This is a genomic window from Devosia beringensis (assembly GCF_014926585.1).
Classification (GTDB): domain Bacteria; phylum Pseudomonadota; class Alphaproteobacteria; order Rhizobiales; family Devosiaceae; genus Devosia; species Devosia beringensis.
Genome location: NZ_CP045422.1, coordinates 3,648,954 through 3,669,681, shown reverse-complemented (window position 1 = coordinate 3,669,681; position 20,728 = coordinate 3,648,954). Strand labels below are relative to the sequence as shown.

23 protein-coding genes and 1 tRNA gene are annotated in these 20,728 nt (G+C 63.3%); 11 read left to right on the top strand and 13 right to left on the bottom strand.

What is annotated here, in order from left to right; translation table 11 throughout:
• Window positions 1–156 precede the first annotated feature (156 nt).
• Window positions 157–333, bottom strand: a complete 177-nt coding sequence (locus GDR53_RS17845) for a hypothetical protein (protein WP_193335766.1) — start codon at window positions 331–333, stop codon at window positions 157–159.
• Window positions 334–599: 266 nt separating this feature from the next.
• Between GDR53_RS17845 and GDR53_RS17840 the strand changes: the two genes are divergently transcribed.
• From GDR53_RS17840 to GDR53_RS17825, 4 genes are all read left to right on the top strand, one after another.
• Window positions 600–920 carry an ArsR/SmtB family transcription factor gene (locus tag GDR53_RS17840; RefSeq protein ID WP_193338159.1) on the top strand — a complete coding sequence of 107 codons (321 nt, stop codon included), beginning with the start codon at window positions 600–602 and terminating at the stop codon, window positions 918–920.
• Window positions 917–1,384, top strand: coding sequence for an SRPBCC family protein (locus GDR53_RS17835; RefSeq protein WP_193335765.1), 468 nt, complete (start codon window positions 917–919; stop codon window positions 1,382–1,384). The genes GDR53_RS17840 and GDR53_RS17835 overlap by 4 nt, the downstream gene beginning before the upstream one ends.
• A 104-nt stretch (window positions 1,385–1,488) precedes the next feature.
• Window positions 1,489–1,944, top strand: a complete 456-nt coding sequence (locus GDR53_RS17830; protein WP_193335764.1) for an SRPBCC family protein — start codon at window positions 1,489–1,491, stop codon at window positions 1,942–1,944.
• A gap of 16 nt (window positions 1,945–1,960) precedes the next feature.
• On the top strand, window positions 1,961–2,383 hold the full coding sequence (locus GDR53_RS17825) for a GFA family protein (protein ID WP_193335763.1): 423 nt from the start codon (window positions 1,961–1,963) through the stop codon (window positions 2,381–2,383).
• 154 nt (window positions 2,384–2,537) lie between these two features.
• Here GDR53_RS17825 and GDR53_RS17820 read toward each other — a convergent pair whose 3' ends face one another.
• Together GDR53_RS17820 and lon are read right to left on the bottom strand one after the other, a co-directional pair.
• Entirely contained in the window at window positions 2,538–2,891 is a 354-nt protein-coding gene (locus GDR53_RS17820) for a hypothetical protein (RefSeq protein ID WP_193335762.1), read from the bottom strand.
• 158 nt (window positions 2,892–3,049) lie between these two features.
• The gene (lon, locus tag GDR53_RS17815) at window positions 3,050–5,491 is read right to left on the bottom strand and encodes an endopeptidase La (protein WP_193335761.1); all 2,442 of its coding nucleotides are present in this window, start codon (window positions 5,489–5,491) and stop codon (window positions 3,050–3,052) included.
• Between the two features lie 406 nt (window positions 5,492–5,897).
• On the opposite strand from lon, the gene rocF reads away from it, so the two are divergent.
• On the top strand, window positions 5,898–6,872 hold the full coding sequence (gene rocF, locus GDR53_RS17810; protein ID WP_193335760.1) for an arginase: 975 nt from the start codon (window positions 5,898–5,900) through the stop codon (window positions 6,870–6,872).
• Between the two features lie 2 nt (window positions 6,873–6,874).
• On the opposite strand, the gene GDR53_RS17805 is transcribed toward rocF, so the two are convergent.
• Window positions 6,875–8,008 (bottom strand): citrate synthase, encoded by a 1,134-nt coding sequence (locus tag GDR53_RS17805; protein WP_193335759.1) that lies wholly within the window; start codon window positions 8,006–8,008, stop codon window positions 6,875–6,877.
• An 83-nt stretch (window positions 8,009–8,091) separates the two neighbouring features.
• On the opposite strand from GDR53_RS17805, the gene GDR53_RS17800 reads away from it, so the two are divergent.
• Complete coding sequence (locus GDR53_RS17800; protein WP_193335758.1) at window positions 8,092–9,174, top strand: citrate synthase/methylcitrate synthase; 1,083 nt, start codon at window positions 8,092–8,094, stop codon at window positions 9,172–9,174.
• Between the two features lie 3 nt (window positions 9,175–9,177).
• Here the strand turns inward: GDR53_RS17800 and GDR53_RS17795 are convergent, their stop codons facing one another.
• The 6 genes from GDR53_RS17795 to GDR53_RS17770 form a co-directional block, all read right to left on the bottom strand.
• Window positions 9,178–9,585: a DUF1801 domain-containing protein gene (locus GDR53_RS17795; RefSeq protein ID WP_193335757.1), complete on the bottom strand. Its 408-nt coding sequence runs from the start codon at window positions 9,583–9,585 to the stop codon at window positions 9,178–9,180.
• 121 nt (window positions 9,586–9,706) lie between these two features.
• Entirely contained in the window at window positions 9,707–10,984 is a 1,278-nt protein-coding gene (gene clpX / locus GDR53_RS17790) for an ATP-dependent Clp protease ATP-binding subunit ClpX (protein ID WP_193335756.1), read from the bottom strand.
• 172 nt (window positions 10,985–11,156) lie between these two features.
• On the bottom strand, window positions 11,157–11,786 hold the full coding sequence (locus tag GDR53_RS17785) for an ATP-dependent Clp protease proteolytic subunit (RefSeq protein WP_193335755.1): 630 nt from the start codon (window positions 11,784–11,786) through the stop codon (window positions 11,157–11,159).
• 316 nt (window positions 11,787–12,102) lie between these two features.
• Window positions 12,103–12,333: a hypothetical protein gene (locus GDR53_RS17780; RefSeq protein ID WP_193335754.1), complete on the bottom strand. Its 231-nt coding sequence runs from the start codon at window positions 12,331–12,333 to the stop codon at window positions 12,103–12,105.
• Window positions 12,334–12,355: 22 nt separating this feature from the next.
• Complete coding sequence (locus GDR53_RS17775) at window positions 12,356–12,640, bottom strand: BrnA antitoxin family protein (RefSeq protein ID WP_193335753.1); 285 nt, start codon at window positions 12,638–12,640, stop codon at window positions 12,356–12,358.
• Complete coding sequence (locus GDR53_RS17770; protein ID WP_193335752.1) at window positions 12,637–12,885, bottom strand: BrnT family toxin; 249 nt, start codon at window positions 12,883–12,885, stop codon at window positions 12,637–12,639. Before GDR53_RS17770 ends, GDR53_RS17775 begins: the two co-directional genes overlap by 4 nt.
• Before the next feature lie 175 nt (window positions 12,886–13,060).
• Between GDR53_RS17770 and GDR53_RS17765 the strand changes: the two genes are divergently transcribed.
• A complete protein-coding gene (locus GDR53_RS17765) occupies window positions 13,061–14,317 on the top strand; it encodes a cytochrome P450 (protein ID WP_193335751.1) in 1,257 nt (418 codons plus the stop codon).
• 10 nt (window positions 14,318–14,327) lie between these two features.
• Here GDR53_RS17765 and GDR53_RS17760 read toward each other — a convergent pair whose 3' ends face one another.
• The 3 genes from GDR53_RS17760 to GDR53_RS17750 all read right to left on the bottom strand — a co-directional run bounded on the left by GDR53_RS17760 (window position 14,328) and on the right by GDR53_RS17750 (window position 17,405).
• Entirely contained in the window at window positions 14,328–15,800 is a 1,473-nt protein-coding gene (locus GDR53_RS17760) for an NAD(P)H-hydrate epimerase (protein ID WP_193335750.1), read from the bottom strand.
• Window positions 15,801–15,894: 94 nt separating this feature from the next.
• The gene (gene tig, locus GDR53_RS17755) at window positions 15,895–17,274 is read right to left on the bottom strand and encodes a trigger factor (RefSeq protein ID WP_193335749.1); all 1,380 of its coding nucleotides are present in this window, start codon (window positions 17,272–17,274) and stop codon (window positions 15,895–15,897) included.
• A 46-nt stretch (window positions 17,275–17,320) separates the two neighbouring features.
• Window positions 17,321–17,405 (bottom strand) — tRNA-Leu (locus GDR53_RS17750).
• 352 nt (window positions 17,406–17,757) lie between these two features.
• Between GDR53_RS17750 and GDR53_RS17745 the strand changes: the two genes are divergently transcribed.
• The 4 genes from GDR53_RS17745 to GDR53_RS17730 all read left to right on the top strand — a co-directional run bounded on the left by GDR53_RS17745 (window position 17,758) and on the right by GDR53_RS17730 (window position 20,716).
• A complete protein-coding gene (locus tag GDR53_RS17745; protein WP_035079039.1) occupies window positions 17,758–18,096 on the top strand; it encodes a P-II family nitrogen regulator in 339 nt (112 codons plus the stop codon).
• Between the two features lie 90 nt (window positions 18,097–18,186).
• Window positions 18,187–19,596 (top strand): type I glutamate--ammonia ligase, encoded by a 1,410-nt coding sequence (gene glnA, locus GDR53_RS17740; RefSeq protein ID WP_193335748.1) that lies wholly within the window; start codon window positions 18,187–18,189, stop codon window positions 19,594–19,596.
• Window positions 19,597–19,804: 208 nt separating this feature from the next.
• Window positions 19,805–20,170, top strand: a complete 366-nt coding sequence (locus tag GDR53_RS17735) for a YciI family protein (RefSeq protein WP_193335747.1) — start codon at window positions 19,805–19,807, stop codon at window positions 20,168–20,170.
• Between the two features lie 108 nt (window positions 20,171–20,278).
• Window positions 20,279–20,716: a VOC family protein gene (locus GDR53_RS17730; RefSeq protein WP_193335746.1), complete on the top strand. Its 438-nt coding sequence runs from the start codon at window positions 20,279–20,281 to the stop codon at window positions 20,714–20,716.
• The last annotated feature ends 12 nt before the right edge of the window (window positions 20,717–20,728 follow it).

The following is a 20,728-nucleotide window of genomic DNA, read 5'->3' as shown; positions in this document are numbered from 1 at the left end:
TCGATTCTGAGTGAAACGCAAGGATTTCCGGGCTTCTGGCGAGGCCGGACGGTGCAATGCCGTTAATGGACCGGAAATTTCGATGCCACAAGTCCGCAATGCAGTTTCAGACCGGTTTTCCGGGCTTTTCCGCCGCTTTTCGCGTTTATCCACCGCTCAAAGGGCGGCAGCGACCCGTCGCCGAATTCCCAGCATCAGCGGCAGCGCCAGCAGATACATCGCCGCGCCGACCAGCCAGATCAGGCCCGGCCAGCGGCCGCGCGCCGCAAAATACACCAGGCTGAAGAACAGCGGCCCGAACACGGCGGCCAGGCTAACAAGCCGCCAAAGCAACGACCGGGCCCCTGTTCAAGCTTCGTTCCTCCTCGGTTCCGCCGTTCCGGGCACATCGCTGTAACCGATCACGGTCGCGTTACAAGATTTGATCCAGTTTTGTTCTGGATCGTCGAGCCGGCACCATGAGGCCGATGCTCACAGATGGCGACAGGGACCATTGCCCCCGCGATCCGCACACCTTAGCAAGGGACAAGCGCAGGCAAATACCTGCCCTTGACATGCAGGTATTTAACTGCATATTTTATTGCAGATTTGAGAGAACGATGGACGCAGACAAGGTTTTCAAGGCTCTGGCCGATCCGACCCGCAGGAGGCTGCTCGACCTTCTGCACGAAAGAAATGGCCAGACGCTCAGCCAGCTTTGCGAAAACCTGGCCATGACGCGGCAATCGGCAACGCAGCACCTCGCCTTGCTGGAGGACGCCAATCTGGTCAGCACGGCAAAGCGTGGCAGGGAGAAGCTGCATTTCATCAACCCCGTGCCGCTGCACGACATCTACGAGCGCTGGGTCCGCAAATTCGAACTTCAGCGGCTCAAGTCGCTGCACGACCTGAAGACGGAACTCGAAGGAAACCAGGAATGACCGCCAAAGAGACGACCAGCTTTGTCTACGTTACCTATATCCAGTCGACCCCGGACAAGGTGTTCGAGGCTATTATCCGGCCAGAGCTGGCTAGGCGCTACTGGGGCCATGAGAATGTGTCGGAATGGCAACCCGGATCCCGCTGGGAGCATATCCGCGCCAATGACGATCGCACCGTCGAGCTGGTGGGCAAGGTTATCGAGATAAACCCGCCCAAACGTCTTGTCATGACCTGGACGAACGCGTCGCAGGAAGCCGATCCAGACAGCTACAGCCGTGTGACCTTCGAGGTGGAGGAATACGAGGACATGGTACGGCTCACCGTTTCCCATGATGACTTGCTGGCCGGCGGCGGCATGGCCAAGGGCGTCAGCAGGGGCTGGCCGCTGGTCCTGTCCAGCCTCAAGTCATTTCTCGAGACAGGCCGCGCGCTTGACGTCTTCGCCAAGCCCAAGGCCGCCTGACAGCCGCCAGCAGCGTCCAATCAACTTTCCATCCGGCCGCAGCCAGTGCTCATTCAGGGCATGGACAAGTGCGCGCCGGCCACAGACCAGCCAGGGAGCAACCCATGACCACGAGCTACACAACCACATTCGGGGTGAGCCAGAGCCCCGAGGCCGCCTTCGCGGCCATCATCGATCCACGCGCCTGGTGGAGTGGCGCCTTCGAGGGCGACACGGCCGCGCTCGGCGATGTGTTCACCTATCGCTACCAGGACATCCACTATTCGCGGCAGGAGGTCACCGAACTGGTGCCGGGCCGGCGCGTCGCCTGGCAGGTCCTGGAGTCAGACCTCAGCTTCCTCAAGGATCGCTCCGAATGGACCGGCACCACGATCGCCTTCGACATTGTCCATACCGGCAGCCAGACCGAAGTCACCTTCACCCATGTCGGCCTCAAGCCCGAAGTGGAATGCTACGACACCTGCACGGATGCCTGGGGCGCGCTGATTCAGGGCAGCCTCAAGCAATTGATCGAAACAGGCACCGGCGCGCTGCCTGTGCTGGCTGATCCTGGCGCATGAGACAGTGAGGCAACCCATGACAATCCCATTCACGGGTGGCTGCGCCTGCGGCGCGATCCGCTTCGAAACCAGCCAGCGGCCCGTCTTCGAGAATCACTGCCAGTGCCTCGACTGTCAGAAGCGCAGCGGGACCGGCCACGGATCCTACCTGACCTTTGCAAAACGGAGCGAGATGCGGATAACCGGTGAGGCGTCGGAATGGCGCGTCACCGCCGATAGTGGCAACGACAAGCTCCATGCCTTCTGCCCCATATGTGGGACGCCGGTCTATTTGACCTTCACGGCCATGCCGGACCTGATCGCCGTCCACGCAACGGCCCTCGACGATCCAGGACAGTTCAGGCCGCAGGCCCTCACCTATGCCATTCGCGGCCACGCGTGGGACATGATCGATCCGGCCGTACCGGCGTTTGAACGCATGGTGGCGCAGCCTAGATAACCTGGCGACACCAACAAAACGGCGGCCCCGAGGGACCGCCGTTGATAACCTGTGCGACTACCGCTTAGTGCGGCAGGCCAGATCTGGTGTCATCGACCGGCTCCGGCCTGGCGGCCCGCTTGGGACCGCCTCTCGTGTCAATCTATAGCAGCGCCTATTCGGCCAGGGCTTCGCATTCTTCGTCGGAATAGCGCAGCTCGGCCTCGGGATTGGTGAGGTTCTCGACGGCGATCTCGATATAGTACTGGATCAGCCGGTCATATTCGGTATCGGCAATGCCGTCTTCGTTCATGGCAACCACGGCGGCCTCGAAGGCAATCGTCGCATTGGCGTCGGCCGAGGCAATGTCTTCCTCACTCATGCCGTCGATCTGCGTCAGTGCCGAATAGGCCGCGCCGCACCACAGCGCCTTGTCGACGGCATCGCTGACCTCATCCTGCGCCAGGGTGGGCAGGGCCCAGCCGAGGACGGCCAGGGTGGCGAGGGTAGCGGCAAACTTGTTGATCATCTGTCTTGTCTCTTGGCCGCGGGCGAGCGACGGCTGCACCCTTGCAGCGGCGCTGCTGTCATAGACAGCCGCTTGAGCGATGTCGCCCCCGATTTGGTCGACAAACAAGAACGGCGGCCCCGAGGGACCGCCGTTGGTAGTCTGTGCAGCTGTCTGGCTTAGTGCGGCAGGCCCGAGCTGGTGTCTTCGACGGGCTCCGGCTTGGCGGCCGCGACGGCGGCTGCCGCAGCGGCGGCTTCGAAGTCCCATTCGATCGGCACGGGCTGGCTGACCAGCGCATGCTTGATCACCTGGTCCATCCGGCTGACCGGGATGATTTCCATCCCTTCCTTGACGATGTCCGGGATCTCGGCGAGATCGCGTACGTTCTCCTCGGGGATCAGCACCGTCTTGATGCCGCCACGCAGGGCCGCAAGCAGCTTTTCCTTGAGTCCGCCAATGGGCAGGACCCTGCCCCGCAGCGTGATCTCGCCGGTCATGGCGACGTCATTGCGCACGGCAATGCCGGTCATCACCGAGACGATGGCGGTGGCCAGGCCGATACCTGCCGATGGACCATCCTTTGGCGTCGCGCCTTCGGGCAGGTGCACATGGATATCGCGCGTGTCGAACATCGGCGGCTTGATGCCGAAATCGATCGACTTGGAACGGACATAGGCCGTTGCCGCGGTCAGCGATTCCTTCATCACTTCCTTGATGTTGCCGGTCACGGTCATGCGACCCTTACCGGGCGTCATCACGCCTTCAATGGTCAGCAGCTCGCCACCCACCGAGGTCCAGGCCAGGCCCGTGACCAGACCCACCTGGGCCTCGGCTTCGATCTCGCCATGGGTGAAGATCTCGGCGCCGAGGAACTTGGTCAGCTTTTCCTCGTCGATGACCACGGTCTTGACCTTGGTCTTGACGATCTCGGTCACGGCCTTGCGCATCAACTTGCTGATTTCGCGCTTGAGGTTACGCACACCTGCTTCGCGGGTATAGCGCTGGATCAGGGCGGTCAGCATGGCGTCGCTCAGCTCGAACTCGCCATGGGCGAGGCCGTTTTCCTTGAGCGTTTCCGGGATCAGGTGCTGCTTGGCGATCGCGTGCTTCTCCTGCTCGGTATAACCGGACAGGCGAATGATCTCCATGCGGTCCATCAGGGGCCCTGGAATGTTGAGCGTGTTCGACGTCGTCACGAACATCACGTCGCTGAGGTCATAGTCCACTTCGAGATAGTGGTCAGCAAACGTGTGGTTCTGTTCCGGATCGAGCACTTCGAGCAGCGCCGAGCTCGGATCGCCGCGGAAGTCCTGGCCCATCTTATCGATCTCGTCGAGCAGGAAGAGCGGGTTGGACTTGCCCACCTTCTTGAGCGACTGGATCACCTTGCCGGGCATGGAGCCGATATAGGTGCGGCGATGGCCACGGATCTCGGCCTCGTCCCGCACGCCACCGAGCGCCATGCGCACGAATTCGCGGCCGGTCGCCTTGGCGATCGACTTGCCCAGCGAGGTCTTGCCGACGCCCGGGGGGCCGACAAGGCACAGGATCGGGCCCTTGAGCGAGCCGGTACGACCCTGCACGGCCAGATATTCCAAGATGCGTTCCTTGACCTTTTCGAGGCCATAGTGATCCTCATCCAGCACCTTTTCGGCCAGCACCAGGTCGCGCTTGACCTTGCTCTTCTTGCCCCAGGGCAGGCCGAGCAGTGTGTCCAGATAGTTGCGCACCACGGTGGCTTCGGCCGACATCGGGCTCATTGCCTTGAGCTTCTTGAGCTCGCTTTCGGCCTTGAGCTTGGCTTCCTTGCTGAGACGGGTCTTGGCGATTCGCTCCTCGATCTCGGCGATCTCGTTGGTGCCTTCTTCGCCGTCGCCCAGTTCCTTCTGGATCGCCTTCATCTGCTCGTTGAGATAGTACTCGCGCTGGGTCTTTTCCATCTGCCGCTTGACGCGGCTGCGGATGCGCTTTTCCACCTGCAGGACGCCGATTTCGCCTTCCATCAGGCCCAGGATCTTGCCGAAGCGGTCGATCACCGACACGCTGGCCAGCAGATCTTCCTTTTCGGCGATCTTGATCACCAGATGGCTCGAAATGGTGTCGGCCAGCTTGGAGGGATTGTCGATCTGCCCGACGGCAGCGACGACCTCGGCAGAGATCTTCTTGTTCAGCTTCACATAGTTTTCGAACTCGGCCAGCGCCGAGCGCGACAGCGCCTCGATCTCGACCGGGTCTTCTGCGGGCTCGGGAAGCGGCGAGGCTTCCGCCTCGAAATAGTCCTGGGTCTGCAGATAGCGGTCGATGGTCGCGCGATGCAGGCCCTCGACCAGCACCTTGACGGTGCCATCGGGCAGCTTGAGCAGCTGCAGCACCGTGGCGATGGTGCCGGTTTCATAAATCTGGTCTGGAGCCGGATCGTCGTCCTGCGCATTCTTCTGGGTCACGACCAGAATATGCTTGTCGTCGCGCATGACTTCTTCGAGCGCCTTGACCGATTTCTCGCGCCCCACAAAGAGCGGCACGATCATGCCGGGGAAAACGACGATATCGCGCAGCGGGAGAACTGGGTAAACGCGATCCCGGCTGGCATCGCCGCCTGTGGGAATGACATCAGTCATCTCGTATCCTTTCCGGGGCGCGCGGGAGGAGGGAGAGGTGCGCGCCCTTAGTAGACAGCTCCAAACATGAAGAATGGGCTGATTCCGGTTAATAAATAGGGCCATCTGCGCGCGCTGCAAGTCAACATGCCCACAAAAGTGACGGTTAACGCAAGCGTGCACACAAGATATGCGTCTGGCCCCGGAAACAGCGGTGTGCCTTGGCTGCAGGACGGATGCGGACCGCGCCAGGAGGCCCCGTTCCATCCACAGCTAAATGGGGTGTGACAGGTCTGCCGGCCAGGGGCGGGCACGACGGGGTGCGCCAATCCACCAGGGTGCGGATAACCGGACCAAACCGCTGGCCCTGCCGCCGCCCTCTCCGGCATAGTGGCGCATGGCCAGTTGCGGCCAGACAGGAACCTTCATGCCCGAGCCGACCGCCATCGCCATCGATCTGTTCGGTATTGCCTGCGACGCCGGCGCCTCGCGGCGCGGCTGCGTCATGGGCCCCGAAGCCCTGCGCATTGCCGGCCTCGCCCAGGTGCTGGGTGACCTTGGCCATGCCGTGGACGATCGCGGCGATATCCCGGCGCCCGCCCTGGCCGACCACGCCCTGCCCTGGCAGTCTGCCGCCCATCGCCAAGCCACGGTACTGGCCCTGGCGACCAGCAGCAGCCAGCAGGCCCGCGCAACGCTCCAGGAGGGTCGCCTGCCGGTGTTTCTCGGTGGCGACCACAGTCTGTCCATGGGCACCCTTGCCGGCGTGGCGCAGCACTGCGCGGCGATCGGCAGGCCGCTCTTCGTGCTCTGGGTCGACGCGCATGGCGATTTCAACACACCGGCCAGCTCCGAGACGGGCAATGTGCACGGCATGCCGCTGGCTTTGCTCTGCGGCGAACCCGATTTCGGCCCCGCCTTTGACGGTCCGTGGCGCGGCGCCGTCGATCCGCGCCAGGTGACGGTATTCGGCGCCCGCTCCATCGACCGCCCCGAGCGGCAGCTGCTCGAGGATCGCGGCGTCAATGTCATCGACATGCGCCAGATCGACGAGACCGGCGTCGTCGCCCTGATGCGCGAAGTGCTGGCTCGCGTCGAGGCATCAAATGGCCATCTGCATGTCAGCCTGGATGTCGACGTGGTCGACCCCGCCATCGCGCCGGGCGCCGGCACACCGGTGGCCGGTGGCCTGAGCTTTCGCGAGGCGCATCTGGTGATGGAAATGATCCATGACAGCGGCACCATGGGCTCGCTCGACATCGTCGAGCTCAACCCCTATCTCGATCAGGCCGGCATGAGCGCCCGCCTGCTGGTCGACCTGGCGGCAAGCCTCTTCGGCCGGCAGATCATGCCGCGCCAGAGCCTGCGCATGGGCGTCGAGACCAGCGTGCAGGGCATCTAGCTCTAGCGCTCGACCCCGGCGCCGACATAATGCGCCCGCGGGCGGATCAGCTGGCCCTGCTGGGCCTGCTCGAGCCCATGCGCCAGCCAGCCGACGCAGCGCGCCAGCATGAACAGCACCATTGGCGCCTCATGCGGCAGGTCATAGGCCTCGGTCAGCGCCGCCAGCGCGAAATCGATATTGGCCCGCTCGCCGGTGACGCGATAGGCCGCCGCATGCAGCGCCGCATAATGCTCGGGCGGGGTGAACTGACCGAAGAGGGCCGCCGCCCGGATGTCGCCATCAGGATAGAGCGGATGCCCGAATGCGGGCACGGGCATGCCCTGCCCCAGCCGTGCCAGCACCGCCGCCTCGGCGCCCATGGTGCGCGCCTGCCCGGCCAAAGCCTGCGCCGCCACGGCCGCGCCGCCATGCAGCGGCCCGCTCAGCGCCGCCATGCCGGCCAGCACCCCAGCCGACAGGGCCGCGCCGGTGGAAATCGTCACGCGGGTGGCAAAGGTTGACGCATTGAGCTCGTGGTCGGCCAGCAAGACCAGCGCCCGCCGGATGATGTCGGCCGCCCCGGCCCGGTCCCAGGCCACGGCCAGCGCCACGTGTAACGGATCGGTTGCCGATCGGCCGCCGACCAGGCTGCTGGCCAGCGTGCCCAGCACCGAAATCGCCTCGAGCCGCAGGATCAGTTCCGAGCGGCCAATGCTGGGCGCATCCTGGGCGGCGCGCTCGGCCAGGGCCACGAAGGCCGCCTGCAGCGACGGCGTGGTGGCGCGCGAGCGCGCCGGCAGCTGGAACGGCGCCGCCTCCCAGAGCAGCACGGCAATGTCTTCCAGCGTCGCCTTTTCCGACAGCACCACGGCGTCGCGGCCGCGATAGAGCAGCCGCCCGTTCTCGATGGTGGACAGGCTCGATGGCATCACCGGCTCGCCATAGCGGATGGCCTCGGCGGCCACGGTTTCCTGACGCCGCCGCCCGGCCGCCCTTTTGGCCAGCTTGCGCACGTCCTCGCCACGATAGAGGCTCTTGCGGCTGTCCTTGGGGTCGCGCATCGCCTTGATGCGGCCCCGGCTGACATTGGCATAAAGGGTCTGCGGTCGCGTCCCCAGCAGCGTCAGCGCTTCATTCGCATTCAGCCAGTCCATCGCTTCACATTGATCCAATCGGTCAAGATTGACGTCAATTTAAACTTTCCTAATTTGGCGGGCAACAACCATAGGAGAACAAGATGAACACCGGACTTGAAGACGTCGTCGCCGCGCAGACCATTTTGTCTGATGTGGATGGCGCCAATGGCCGGCTGATCGTGCGCGGCGTCTCGCTCGACGACCTGGTGGCCACCAGCAGCTATGAGGATTTACTGGCCCTGCTGTTTGCCGGTTTCTTCCCGCTACCAGCCGATTTGCCGGCGCAGCTGGGCGCCGCCCGGGTCTGCATCTTCGCCCATGTCGCCAGCGCCGACGAAGCCCTCATCGCCCTGCCGCCGGTCGACGCCATGCGCGCTTTGCTGGCCCGGACCGAGGACGGCGACGACCTGACGAGCGCTCTGAACCTCGTTGCCGCCCCGGCCGTCTTCATCCCGGCCATGCTGCGGCTCAAGGCCGGCAAGCCCGCCGTCGCCCCCGACCCGGCGCGCGGCCACGCTGCCGATATCCTGGCCATGCTGACCGGCACCGCGCCGACAAGTCAGCAGGCCGCCGCGCTCGACCGCTATCTGGTCACGGTCGCCGACCATGGCCTCAATGCCTCGACCTTTGCCGCAAGGGTGGTCGCCTCGACCAAGGCCGGGCTGACCTCATCAGTGCTGGCCGCGCTCAGCGCCCTCAAGGGGCCGCTGCATGGCGGCGCCCCCGGCCCGGTGCTCGACATGCTCGACGCCGCTGGATCACCCGAGCAGGCGCCGGCCTGGATTGAAGCCGAATTGGCGCGCGGCGAACGGCTGATGGGCTTTGGCCACCGCATCTACCGCGTGCGCGATCCGCGCGCCGATGCGCTCAAGGCCGCCGTCCGCCTGCTGGCCGGGGCCGGCGCCATCGATCCGGCGCGGCTGGCTTTGGCCGAGGCGCTCGAGGGCACGGCTCTGGCCCAGCTCAAGGCCAAAAAGCCCGATCGTCCGCTCGACACCAATGTGGAATTCTATACCGCCCTGCTGCTCGAGGCGCTTGGCTTTCCGCGTGAGGCGTTTACCGGCGTCTTTGCCATGGGCCGGGTCGGCGGCTGGCTCGCCCATGCCCGCGAACAGGCCGAGACCGGTCGACTGATCCGGCCGCTCTCGGTCTATGTCGGACCCAAGCCGCGGGAAGCCGCCTGACTGTTAGCTGATGCGGTCAAGCCGCCGCTTCTTCATGAGGTTCCTGTAATCCCACTGGATCGACCTGGCTTGCCCGAGCCAGGCGTTCACCTGCTCGACATCAAGCTGGCCCAGGTCGGTATAGCGCTTCTCGGCCGCCTTGAGGCTGCCCTCCGGCGCAAGCCCCTCCACCGCAAAGGATTGCCCGCTCCAGAACAACAGCTGGACGCTGCCCTTGAGCTTGCTGTAGCCGACGACCGGATTATCGGCGAGAAACCAGACCGGATGGGCGTGCCAGATCTTGCTCTCAGCCTCCGGCAGGGCGACATCGATGATCTGCCGGAGCCGGTCGCAAATCGCACGATCGGGCGGCGACTGGATGGCATTGTAGGCGTTGATTGTTGTCGGCTTGTCGATGGGTTCAGATGTCATCGCCTGCGCGCTCCTTGTTCATCATCAACACGACGAACCATCAGCGACACACCCGACACCCGCGATAAAAGAAACGCCGGACCCTAGGGCCCGGCGTTTTCGATTCATCTTGGCAAAAGAACTACGCCGTTGCGGGCGCGTCGTCCTTCTTGCGTTCCGAATAGATGTAGAGCGGACGCACGTCCTTGCCATTCACCACTTCGGCTGAGATCACCACTTCTTCGACGCCTTCGAGCGAAGGCAGATCGTACATGGTGTCGAGCAGGATGCCTTCCATGATCGAGCGCAGGCCGCGCGCGCCGGTCTTGCGCTCGATGGCCTTCTCGGCGATGGCCTTGAGGGCCTCTTCCTTGAAGGTCAGTTCCACGTCTTCCATCTGGAACAGCCGCTGGTACTGGCGCACCAGCGCGTTCTTGGGCGAGGTCAGGATCTCGATCAGGGCGGCAATGTCGAGGTCTTCGAGCGTTGCCAGCACCGGCAGACGGCCGATGAATTCGGGGATCAGCCCGAAACGCACCAGATCTTCCGGCGCCACATCGGCCAGGATTGCCCCGACGCGACGATCATTGGGATCCTTGACCACGGCCGAGAAGCCGATGCCCGAGCCTTCGCCGCGGGCCGAAATGATCTTTTCGAGGCCCGAGAAGGCGCCGCCGCAGATGAACAGGATATTGGTCGTATCCACCTGCAGGAATTCCTGCTGCGGATGCTTGCGGCCACCCTGGGGCGGCACCGAGGCAACGGTACCTTCCATGATCTTGAGCAAAGCCTGCTGCACGCCTTCGCCCGACACGTCGCGGGTGATCGAGGGATTGTCCGACTTGCGGGAGATCTTGTCGACTTCGTCGATATAGACGATGCCGCGCTGGGCCTTTTCGACATTGTAGTCGGCGGCCTGCAGCAGCTTGAGGATGATGTTTTCCACGTCCTCGCCGACATAGCCGGCTTCGGTCAGCGTGGTGGCATCAGCCATGGTGAAGGGCACATCCAGGATACGGGCCAGCGTCTGGGCCAGCAGCGTCTTGCCCGAACCGGTCGGCCCGATCAGCAGGATGTTGGACTTGCTCAGTTCCACGTCCTGGTTCTTGGAGGCGTGGTGCAGGCGCTTGTAGTGGTTGTGGACAGCCACGGAGAGCACGCGCTTGGCGCGATACTGGCCGATGACGTAATCGTCGAGCACCTTGCAGATATCTGCCGGGGTCGGCACGCCCTCGGAGGACTTGACCATGGAGGTCTTGTTCTCTTCGCGGATGATGTCCATGCACAGCTCGACGCATTCATCACAGATGAATACGGTCGGACCGGCGATCAGCTTGCGAACCTCGTGCTGGGATTTCCCGCAGAACGAGCAATAAAGCGTGTTCTTGGAGGTTTCGCCGTTCGTTGTCTCTTTGGACATCTCGTCACTCCCGGAGGCAGAGCGCCCCCAAAACCAGGCATTCCCGTGAAGGTAAAGCCTGAGCCTAAAGAAAGTCTAAGCCGAACCGATCCTAAAGACCGATCCGGCTTGGTGCAATCGCGCATGGATCACAGTCCACGGCGCAGCAGCATTGTGATTAACGCAGCCGGGGTCAGGCCTGTGACTCCGGCACGATACGCTTGTCGTGCACGCTGTCGATCAGGCCGAAGGCCATCGCCTCTTCCGGCGACAGGAAACGATCGCGCTCGAGAGCGTTCTCGATTTCCTCGTAGGTACGGCCGGTATGCTTCTCATAGATCTGATTAAGCCGGCGCTTCAAACCCTCGACTTCCTTGGCATGAATCATGATGTCAGTGACCTGACCCTGGAAGCCGCCGGAAGGCTGGTGGACCATGACGCGCGAATTGGGCAGGCTGGTGCGCATGCCCTTTTCGCCGGCTGCCAGCAGCAGCGAGCCCATCGAGGCCGCCTGGCCCATCACCATGGTGGCGACGGCCGGACGGATGAATTGCATGGTGTCATAGATCGACAGGCCCGATGTCACCACGCCGCCTGGCGAGTTGATGTAGAGCGCGATTTCCTTTTTGGGGTTCTCTGATTCGAGAAACAGCAGCTGCGCCACGATCAGCGAAGCCATGTTGTCCTCGACCACGCCGGTCACAAAAATGATGCGCTCGCGCAGCAGGCGCGAATAGATGTCGAAGGCGCGTTCGCCGCGGTTGGATTGCTCCACCACCATTGGAACGAGCGTATTCATGTAGATATCGTGCGGATCCCGCATGTACTGCCCCTTTGCTGTGCCGGTTCGCGCACCGGTTCGCATTGTCGTTGGTTGGGACACGATGGCCGCCTGGAACAGTAAGGCCCGCCCTGGCGATCGTGTCAATTCAAGTGAGCCCGGCTGCCGCTTGCACCCGAAGCCGCATCACTGCGCGGTAGAGGCACAGATAGGCGGCATTGCAGCGCTCTTCAATAGGCCGAGTGCCACTGACGCCATTCTTCCGGCGCGGGGTTAATTACGGGTTGCTGCCGTAGTGCGGCAATCCTGCCCTGCCCCGTCGCATTCCGCCGCGCTCCAGCTGCTGCCGGCCGCAGGCTCAGGCGGTGAAGCTAACGGCGACGCCCTTCTTCTTGAAATAGGACTGCATGATCTTGCGACCCTGCCGGTTGGACTGGGCCAGCTTGGCCGGCTCGAACACGGCTTCCTTGGCGCCTTCGCGCGCCATCGCTGCCTTGAGCGCGGCGATGTGCAGGTCGATGTCTTCGTTGTTGTTCTTGATCGACGCGTAGATGGCATCGACGGCTTCGGTCAGGGTCAGGTCGCTCAATTCGGGCTCCAAAGGATCGGGTCTAGAGTTTGGTTGCCTTCAAGACATCATTGATGCGCGATTGCCAACCTTTTCCTGTGGCTTTGAACTTTTCAATCACCTCGGAATCGAGCCGCAGGGAGATCTGCTGCTTGGGTGCCTCGATTTTCGGCCGCCCCCGCGACCGCCGGATGTTCTCGGCCAGCTCGGGAAAAACCGCGGCAAAAGGGCGGGCCGTCGCCAGTTCTTCGGCCGTCAGTTCCGGACTGTCGACCGCGTCCCAGTCTTCGCGCGTATAGCCCTGCCCTGGTTTGAAATCACTGCTCATAGGACACTCCTTTCCGCCGCACTGGCCCGTCGCATCGAGATCACCGAAATGGCCTCCAAGCCATAGACAACGTGGATCACGACAATCCCCACACCCTCGAACCACCCAATGGCCATGCGGCGCCCTGAATGTGCAGTGACCACCACGGCATCGTTGAAAAAATCCTCATCCAGGTCCGCGAAGTCCAGTCCGTGCTTGGCCAGATTGGCTCGCCGTTTCGGTTCATCCCAGATGATCTCGATCATTATAGTATCACATAATATATGAGACAATTATAAAAGTGCTACAAAAATGGTGGACGTCGATAGCCGGTGCAGTCCGTCCCAACATAACGCATTGCGCTGGGGGAATAAATCGTCCCTCGGTTGCCTTCCTGCTGCCAGGCCGTAAGGTCACCCGACACCATCCCCGAAGGCAAAAATGGCCGCCATCATCCAGCTCAAGCCGATCACCGACGTCCCCAGCCAGAGACGCGCCAGCGCCGATCCGCGCGACCCCGCCTTCTTCCAGAACCCCTATGCCTTTTATGACCGGCTGCACGCCGAGAGCCCGGTCTTCTTCTGGGAACAGTATGGCCATTGGTGCTTTGCCAGCTTCAAGGATGTGAGCGCCCTGCTCCGCGACAAGCGCTTCGGCCGGGAGATCCTGCATGTGGCGACGCGCGAGGAGCTGGGCATGCCCGCGCCGCAGCCGCATACGGCCGCCTTTGACCTGACCGAGCAGCATTCCCTGCTCAATCTCGAGCCGCCCGCCCATACCCGCCTGCGCACCCTGGTGAACCGGGCTTTCGTCTCGCGCCATGTCGAGCAGCTGCGCCCGCGCATCATCCGCCTCGCCAACGAGATGATCGACAGCTTCGAGGGCGAGGAGTGCGTCGACCTGATCAAGGCCTTTGCCGCGCCGATTCCGGCCATCATCATCGCCGAAATGATCGGCCTGCCGGCCGAGAGCGCGCCGCAGCTGCTGGCCTGGTCCAACCGCATGGTGGCCATGTACATGTTCGGCGTCAGCCGCGCGACCGAGCTGGACGCCAACCAGGCGGCCCAGGATTTCATGGATTTCCTGGCGGCCACCATTGCCGAGCGCCGAAAGCAGCCGCGCGAGGATCTGCTCAGCCATATGCTGACCTCGGATCGCGGCGGCGACCGCCTGAGCGACGCCGAAGTGATGTCCACCGCCATCCTGCTGCTCAATGCCGGGCACGAGGCCACCGTCCACACCACGGGCAATGGCGTCAAAGCCATCCTCGAAAGCGGTATCGATCCGGTTACGCTTTTTTCGACGCCGGAGCAGACCGAAGCGACGGTGGAGGAGTGCCTGCGCTTTGACGCGCCACTGCACCTCTTCACCCGCTATGCGCTGAGCGACCTCGACTATGCGGGCATCAGCCTGCGCAAGGGCGATGTGGTCGGCCTGATGCTGGGCGCGGCCAATCGCGATCCCCTGCGGTTTGCCGATGCCAACCGCTTCGACCCGTTCCGCGGCGACGGCGCCAATGTCAGCTTCGGCGCCGGCATCCATTTCTGCATCGGCGCGCCGCTTGCCCGCATCGAGCTGCAGGTGGCTTTCAGCGAGCTGTTCCGCCGGCTACCGAAACTGCGCCTGGCAGAAGCGTCGCGCTATAACGATGTCTACCACTTCCACGGGCTCGAAAAACTGATGGTGCGCTGGGACTGACGGCGCAGGACTAAAGGCTTGCCAGCACCCCGGGCACCAGCAGCGGCAGGTCCTCGCTGATCAGGCCCGGCCCGCCGAAGCGGTTGGCGGCCTCGGCATGCAGCCAGGCGGCACCACAGGCGGCTTCCCAGCCCTCCATGCCCTGCGCCATCAGCCCAGCCGCCATGCCGGCCAGCACATCGCCCGAGCCGGCCGTGCCGAGCCAGGCCGGGGCATTGGCATTGATCGCCGCGCGGCCGTCCGGGCTGGCGATCACCGTATCGCTGCCCTTGAGCACGATGATGGCGCCCGAGCGCTCGGCCGCCGCCCGCGCCCGCTCCAGCTTGCCGCCCGCCAGATCGCCGAACAGCCGGTCGAACTCGCCCTCATGGGGCGTCAGCACCACCGGCCGGGCCTGTGCCTTGATCGCCATGGCCAAAGCCGCCAGCTCGCCGGCAAAGACCGTCAAGCCATCCGCATCGAGCACCGTGGCGGCGCCCGAAGCCAGCACGGCTAGCACGTTCTGGCGCGTCTGCGCACTCACCCCGGCCGCGGGGCCGATGACCGCGGCATTCATGCGCCTGTCGGCCAGCAGGGCGGCGAGCGCCGCGCTGTCCTCGGCCGGCTTGAGCATCACCGCCGTGACGTGATTGGCATGCACCTGCAGCGCGGCCTCCGACCCGGTCAGCGACACCACGCCGGCCCCCACCCGGAACGCCGCCATGGCCGCCAGCCGCGCCGCGCCGGTCTGCAGCGCCCCACCTGACACCACCACGCAATGGCCGCGGTCAAACTTGTTGCCGCCCATGCTGGCCACGGGCACGGACCACAGAGCCGGCGTGTTCTGCCAGGTCGCCGCGCCGATCGTCTCCAGCACGCTGGCGGGAATGCCGATATCGGCCAGCACCACGTCACCGCAATATTCCCGCCCCGGCTGCAGCAGGTGGCCCGGCTTGAGTCGGAAGAAGGTCACGGTCAGCTCGGCGATCATGGTGGGGCCGCGCAGCGCCCCGGTAGCGCCGTCCAGCCCCGACGGCACGTCAATACTCACCACCGGCCGGTTGCTGGCATTGACCGCCTCTATGATCTCGGCAAACGGCCCCGCCACATCACGGTCGAGGCCCGCGCCGAGCAGGGCATCGATGACAAGGTCGGCATCCTCGATATCCTTGGCCGTGGGCGGCACGAGGCGACCGGTCCACAGCCTGGCCATGGCCGCGGCATCGCCCTTGAGCGCTGCCGGATCGCCCACCAGGCGCAATTGCACCGGCCAGCCCTTCTGCGTCAGCAGGCGCGCCACCACAAAGCCGTCGCCGCCATTATTGCCCGGCCCGCACAGCACCAGCACCGAGCGCTGGTAGTAATGCTCGAATACCGCCGCGGCGACGGCCTGCCCGGCCGCCTCCATCAGCTGCAGCGACCTGGCGCCGGCCGCCACCGCCAGCCGGTCGGCCGCACCCATCTGCTGCGGGGTCAGGAGAATATCGGTGCTGGAAGCGGTCATGTTGTCTCGCAGGTCATTGGTTTGGCAGCGTTGTACACCACAAACAAAAAAGCCGCCCATTTCTGGGCGGCTCGATTTCTGGCGTCAGGACACCTTAGTGGTGGTGCTCTTCGGGGACCTCGTCCTCGTCGGCCTGGATCAGCTTGGCCAGCTCTTCGCGGCCCATCTTCTGCTCGGTGATCTTGCCCTGCTCGATGACAAAGTCGACGACCTTGTTCTCGAAGACGGGGGCGCGCAGACCGGCCAGTGCCTGCGGGTTCTGACGGTAATAGTCATAAACCTGCTGTTCCTGGCCCTGGAAGCGGCGCACTTCGGCGATCAGTGCCTGCTGGTGCTCTTCCTCGGTGACGTTGACGTCGTTCTTGTTGCCGATCTCGGCAACCACCAGGCCCAGGCGCACGCGGCGCTCGGCAATGCGGCGATACTGCTCGCGCGCTGCTTCCTCGGTGGTGCCTTCGTCTTCAAACGAGCGGCCGTGGCTCTGCACTTCGTGCTCCACGCGCTGCCAGATGCTGGCAAATTCGGCATCGACCAGCTGGGCCGGCACGTCGAACTTGTGGCCATCGTCAAGCGCATCGAGCACCTGGCGCTTCATGTGCTGGCGGCTCATGGTGCCGAGCGCGGCTTCCATCTGCGTCTTGACCGCATCGCGCAGCGCTGCGACGTCATCGACGCCCAGGCGCTTGGCGAACTCGTCGTTCAGCTCGCCGGCATTGGGGCCATCGACATGCAGCACGGAGACCTCAAAGGTCGCCTTCTTGCCGGCCAGTTCGGCGCTCTGGTAGTCGGCCGGGAAGGTAACCTCGATCTCGCGGGTCTCGCCCTTCTTGAAGCCGATCAGCTGCTCTTCGAAACCGGGAATGAACTCGCCGGCGCCAACGGTCAGGTGCGCATGGTCGGAACGGCCGCCGTCAAATTCCTTGCCGTCGATCTTGCCGACAAAGCTCAGGCCCAGACGATCGCCTTGTTCAACGACGCCGGCATCGCCCTTGTCGGTATAGCCGCGGTTCTGCGCGAACACGCGGTTGACCTCGGCGGTCACCTCGTCATCGGTGATCTCGATGATCGGCTTGGTCAGCGGCACGCCCTTGAGCTCCATCAGCGTGACGGGCGGCAGAATCTCGTATTCGACTTCAAAAGCCAGGTCGGCCTTGCCGTCGAGCACTTCGTTGATCACGGCCTGATCGTCGGGCAGATCGACCTTGGGCTGGGCGGCAGCGCGCTCTTCGCGCTTCTCGAGCGTGTCTGAGACCGACGAATTGATCGCGTCGGTCATCACTTCGCTCATCGCCGAACGGCCGAACATCTTCTTGATGTGCGCCATCGGCACCTTGCCGGGACGGAAGCCCTTGATGTTGGCCTGGCCCTTGAGCTCTTCGAGCTTGGCGCCCAGACGCTCGTTCAAGTCGGCGGCCGGAATGGTGACGCTCAACTTGCGCTTCAGGCCTTCATTGAGGGTTTCGGTAACCTGCATTCGGTTCAATCCCGTGATCATTGTCATTGGAGGGCCAGATCCAGTTTGGTGCGGGTGAGAGGACTCGAACCTCCACGCCTTGCGGCGCTGGAACCTAAATCCAGTGCGTCTACCAGTTCCGCCACACCCGCAAAAGGACCCGTTGGCCGGGTTGGCTGTGCATCTATAGGAAGACGGAAAGCCAGTCAAAGCCTAGCTGCTCGATTTGCGCCGATTGCCGCGCCCCATCGGGATTTTGCCACCAAACTGCACAAACTAGCGGCGCTCGCCCCGCGGCATGCCGCTGGCAGCGGCACTATTCCGCTCAATTGCTGTGCAACATGCCTATATATTGCGCATTCAACGTAAGGCGGCGGAGGATCGACTCTCCGGTAAATTCACATAAACCATTGGCATTGATGCTGTTTTTGATGTCTGATCGAGCTGGCACAGGCCGTGCATACGGCTATGCGGTAACCGCCCAAATGACCCGTGGAGGCTCAAATGAAGAAAATCGAGGCTATCGTAAAGCCGTTCAAGCTCGACGAAGTCAAAGAGGCCCTGCAGGAAGTGGGGCTCCAGGGCATTACCGTGACCGAAGCCAAGGGCTTTGGCCGCCAGAAGGGCCATACCGAGCTCTATCGCGGCGCCGAATATGTGGTGGACTTCCTGCCCAAGGTCAAAGTCGAGGTCGTATGCCCCGACGAGCTGGCCGAAAAGGCCATTGAAGCCATCCGCAACGCCGCCCAGACCGGCCGTATCGGCGATGGCAAGATCTTTGTTTATTCGATCGAGCAAGCCATCCGTATCCGTACCGGAGAATTCGGCGACGACGCGCTCTAGGGCCTTGCGCCCGTCAGGCGAGGTATGGCACCTCGCACGCGTTTCGCCGTGCCCAACCACCAGATTTCCGATTTAGACAGGGGACCATTTATGACCACCGGAAGCGACCTCCTCAAGCGCATCAAAGACGAGAACATCAAGTATCTCGACCTGCGCTTTACCGACCCGCGCGGCAAGCTGCAGCACGTCACGCTCGACTGCTCGATCGTCGACGAAGACCTGTTTGAAGAAGGCACCATGTTCGATGGTTCCTCGATCGGTGGCTGGAAGGCCATCAACGAGTCCGACATGGTGCTGATGCCCGATCCGGCCTCGTCCTATATGGACCCCTTCTTCGGCGCCTCCACCATGGTGGTGAACTGCGACATTCTCGAGCCGTTGACCTACCAGCCCTATAGCCGCGATCCCCGCACCACCGCCAAGAAGGCCGAGGCTTACCTCAAGTCCTCCGGTATCGGCGACACGGTCGTGTTCGGCGCCGAGCCCGAATTCTTCATGTTCGACGACGTGCGCTACTCCAACACCCCCTTCAAGGTGGGTTTTGAAGTCGACCATCCCGAACTGCCGTCCAACAACGACACTGCCTATGACTCGGGCAACAATGGTCACCATATCGGCCTCAAGAAGGGCTACTTCCCGGTTCCCCCGCTGGACAGCGCCCAGGACATCCGTGGCGAAATGCTCGCCGCCATGGCCGACATGGGCGTGGTTGTCGAAAAGCACCACCACGAAGTGGCTTCGGCCCAGCATGAACTCGGCATCAAGTTTGCGCCGATGATCAAGGCTGCCGATGACGTGCAGATCTACAAGTATGTCATCCACCAGGTCGCCAATGCCTATGGCAAGACCGTGACCTTCATGCCCAAGCCCATCTATGGCGATAACGGCTCGGGCATGCACTGCCACCAGTCGATCTGGAAGGACGGCAAGCCGCTGTTCGCCGGCGACCAGTATGCCGGCCTGTCGATGGACGCGCTCTACTACATCGGCGGCATCATCAAGCACGCCAAGGCCATCAACGCCTTCTCCAACCCCACCACCAACAGCTACAAGCGCCTGGTGCCCGGCTTTGAAGCCCCCGTGCTGCTGGCCTATTCGGCCCGCAACCGGTCGGCTTCGTGCCGTATCCCCTTCGGCCAGTCGCCCAAGGCCAAGCGCGTCGAGATCCGCTTCCCCGATCCGCTGGCCAACCCGTACCTGGCCTTCTCGGCCATGCTGATGGCCGGCCTCGACGGCATCAAGAACAAGATCCACCCCGGCGAGCCGATGGACAAGGATCTGTACGAACTGCCCGCCGAAGAACTCAAGCAGATCCCGACCGTCTGCGGTTCGCTGCGCGAAGCGCTCGAGAGCCTCGACAAGGATCGCGAATTCCTCACCGCCGGTGGCGTGTTCGACAACGACCAGATCGACTCCTATATCGAGCTCAAGATGGCCGAAGTGATCAAGTTCGAGCACACCCCACACCCCGTGGAGTACGAAATGTACTACTCGGCCTAAGCCGAACCAGCCGACACGAGAAGGGCGCCGCAAGGCGCCCTTTTTCTTTGCCGATTTGATGGCGGAGCATGACACGCCCCGCATCGGCCGAGGTCAAGCCAACTTGCGGACAGCAAGTACAAATCTGCCGCGTGGTGTCGATTCTGCGCCCGGTCACTCGTAGTGTCAGTGCAAGGCCACTGCTGGCCCCGCCAACCGGAGAATCTGCATGCGCTATTTCATGAGCATTATCCCGCCCGCCGACCTCAAGCCGGAACAGATCCCGCAGGGGCTGATGGACGCCACGGGCCCCTGGATGGAGCAAAATCTGGCAAGTGGCGCCCTGGTCTCGACCGGCGGTCTCAAGCCCGCGGACGAAGGCAAGCGCCTCAAGGGGCACACCGGCGCGGTCGCCATCACCGATGGCCCGTTTGCCGAGGCCAAGGAGGTCGTCGGCGGCTATGCCGTGTTCGAGGCGCCCGATCTTCAATCAGCCACGGCTCTGGCCAGCGCCTTCCTGCAGCTGCATATCGATAACGGCCTCACCGACATCGTGCTGGAACTGCGCGAAATCGCCGGCGGCGCCAACTACTAGTTCTCCCTTGCGACCGGGGCGCGGGCATCGACGCCACGGACGCCATAGGTCGACATGCCCCAAGCCAGCGCCGATACGTGCAGACAGAACTGAAACAGGAAATGAAGCATGGCGCTCAAGCGGATGGACAATGTCGGCATCGTCGTCGAGGACCTGGACACGGCCATCGCATTCTTTCGCGAACTCGGCCTTGCGCTCGAAGGGCGCGCCACGATCGAAGGCGAGTGGGCGGGACGTGTCACCGGACTGGGCAATCAGCATGTCGAGATTGCCATGATGCAGACGCCGGACGGCCATAGCCGGCTCGAGCTGTCCCGCTTCCTTGCACCCGCGGTCGTCGCCGATCACCGGCAAGCCCCGGTCAATGCCCTTGGCTATCTCCGCGTCATGTTCACCGTGGACGACCTCGACGACACGCTCGAAAGGCTTTTTCCGCTTGGTGCGCAACTGGTTGGCGAAGTGGTCCAGTATCAGGACACCTACAGGCTCTGCTATATCCGCGGCCCGGAAGGTCTGCTGCTCGGACTAGCCCAGGAACTGGGTTGAGGCTGGCCAGGA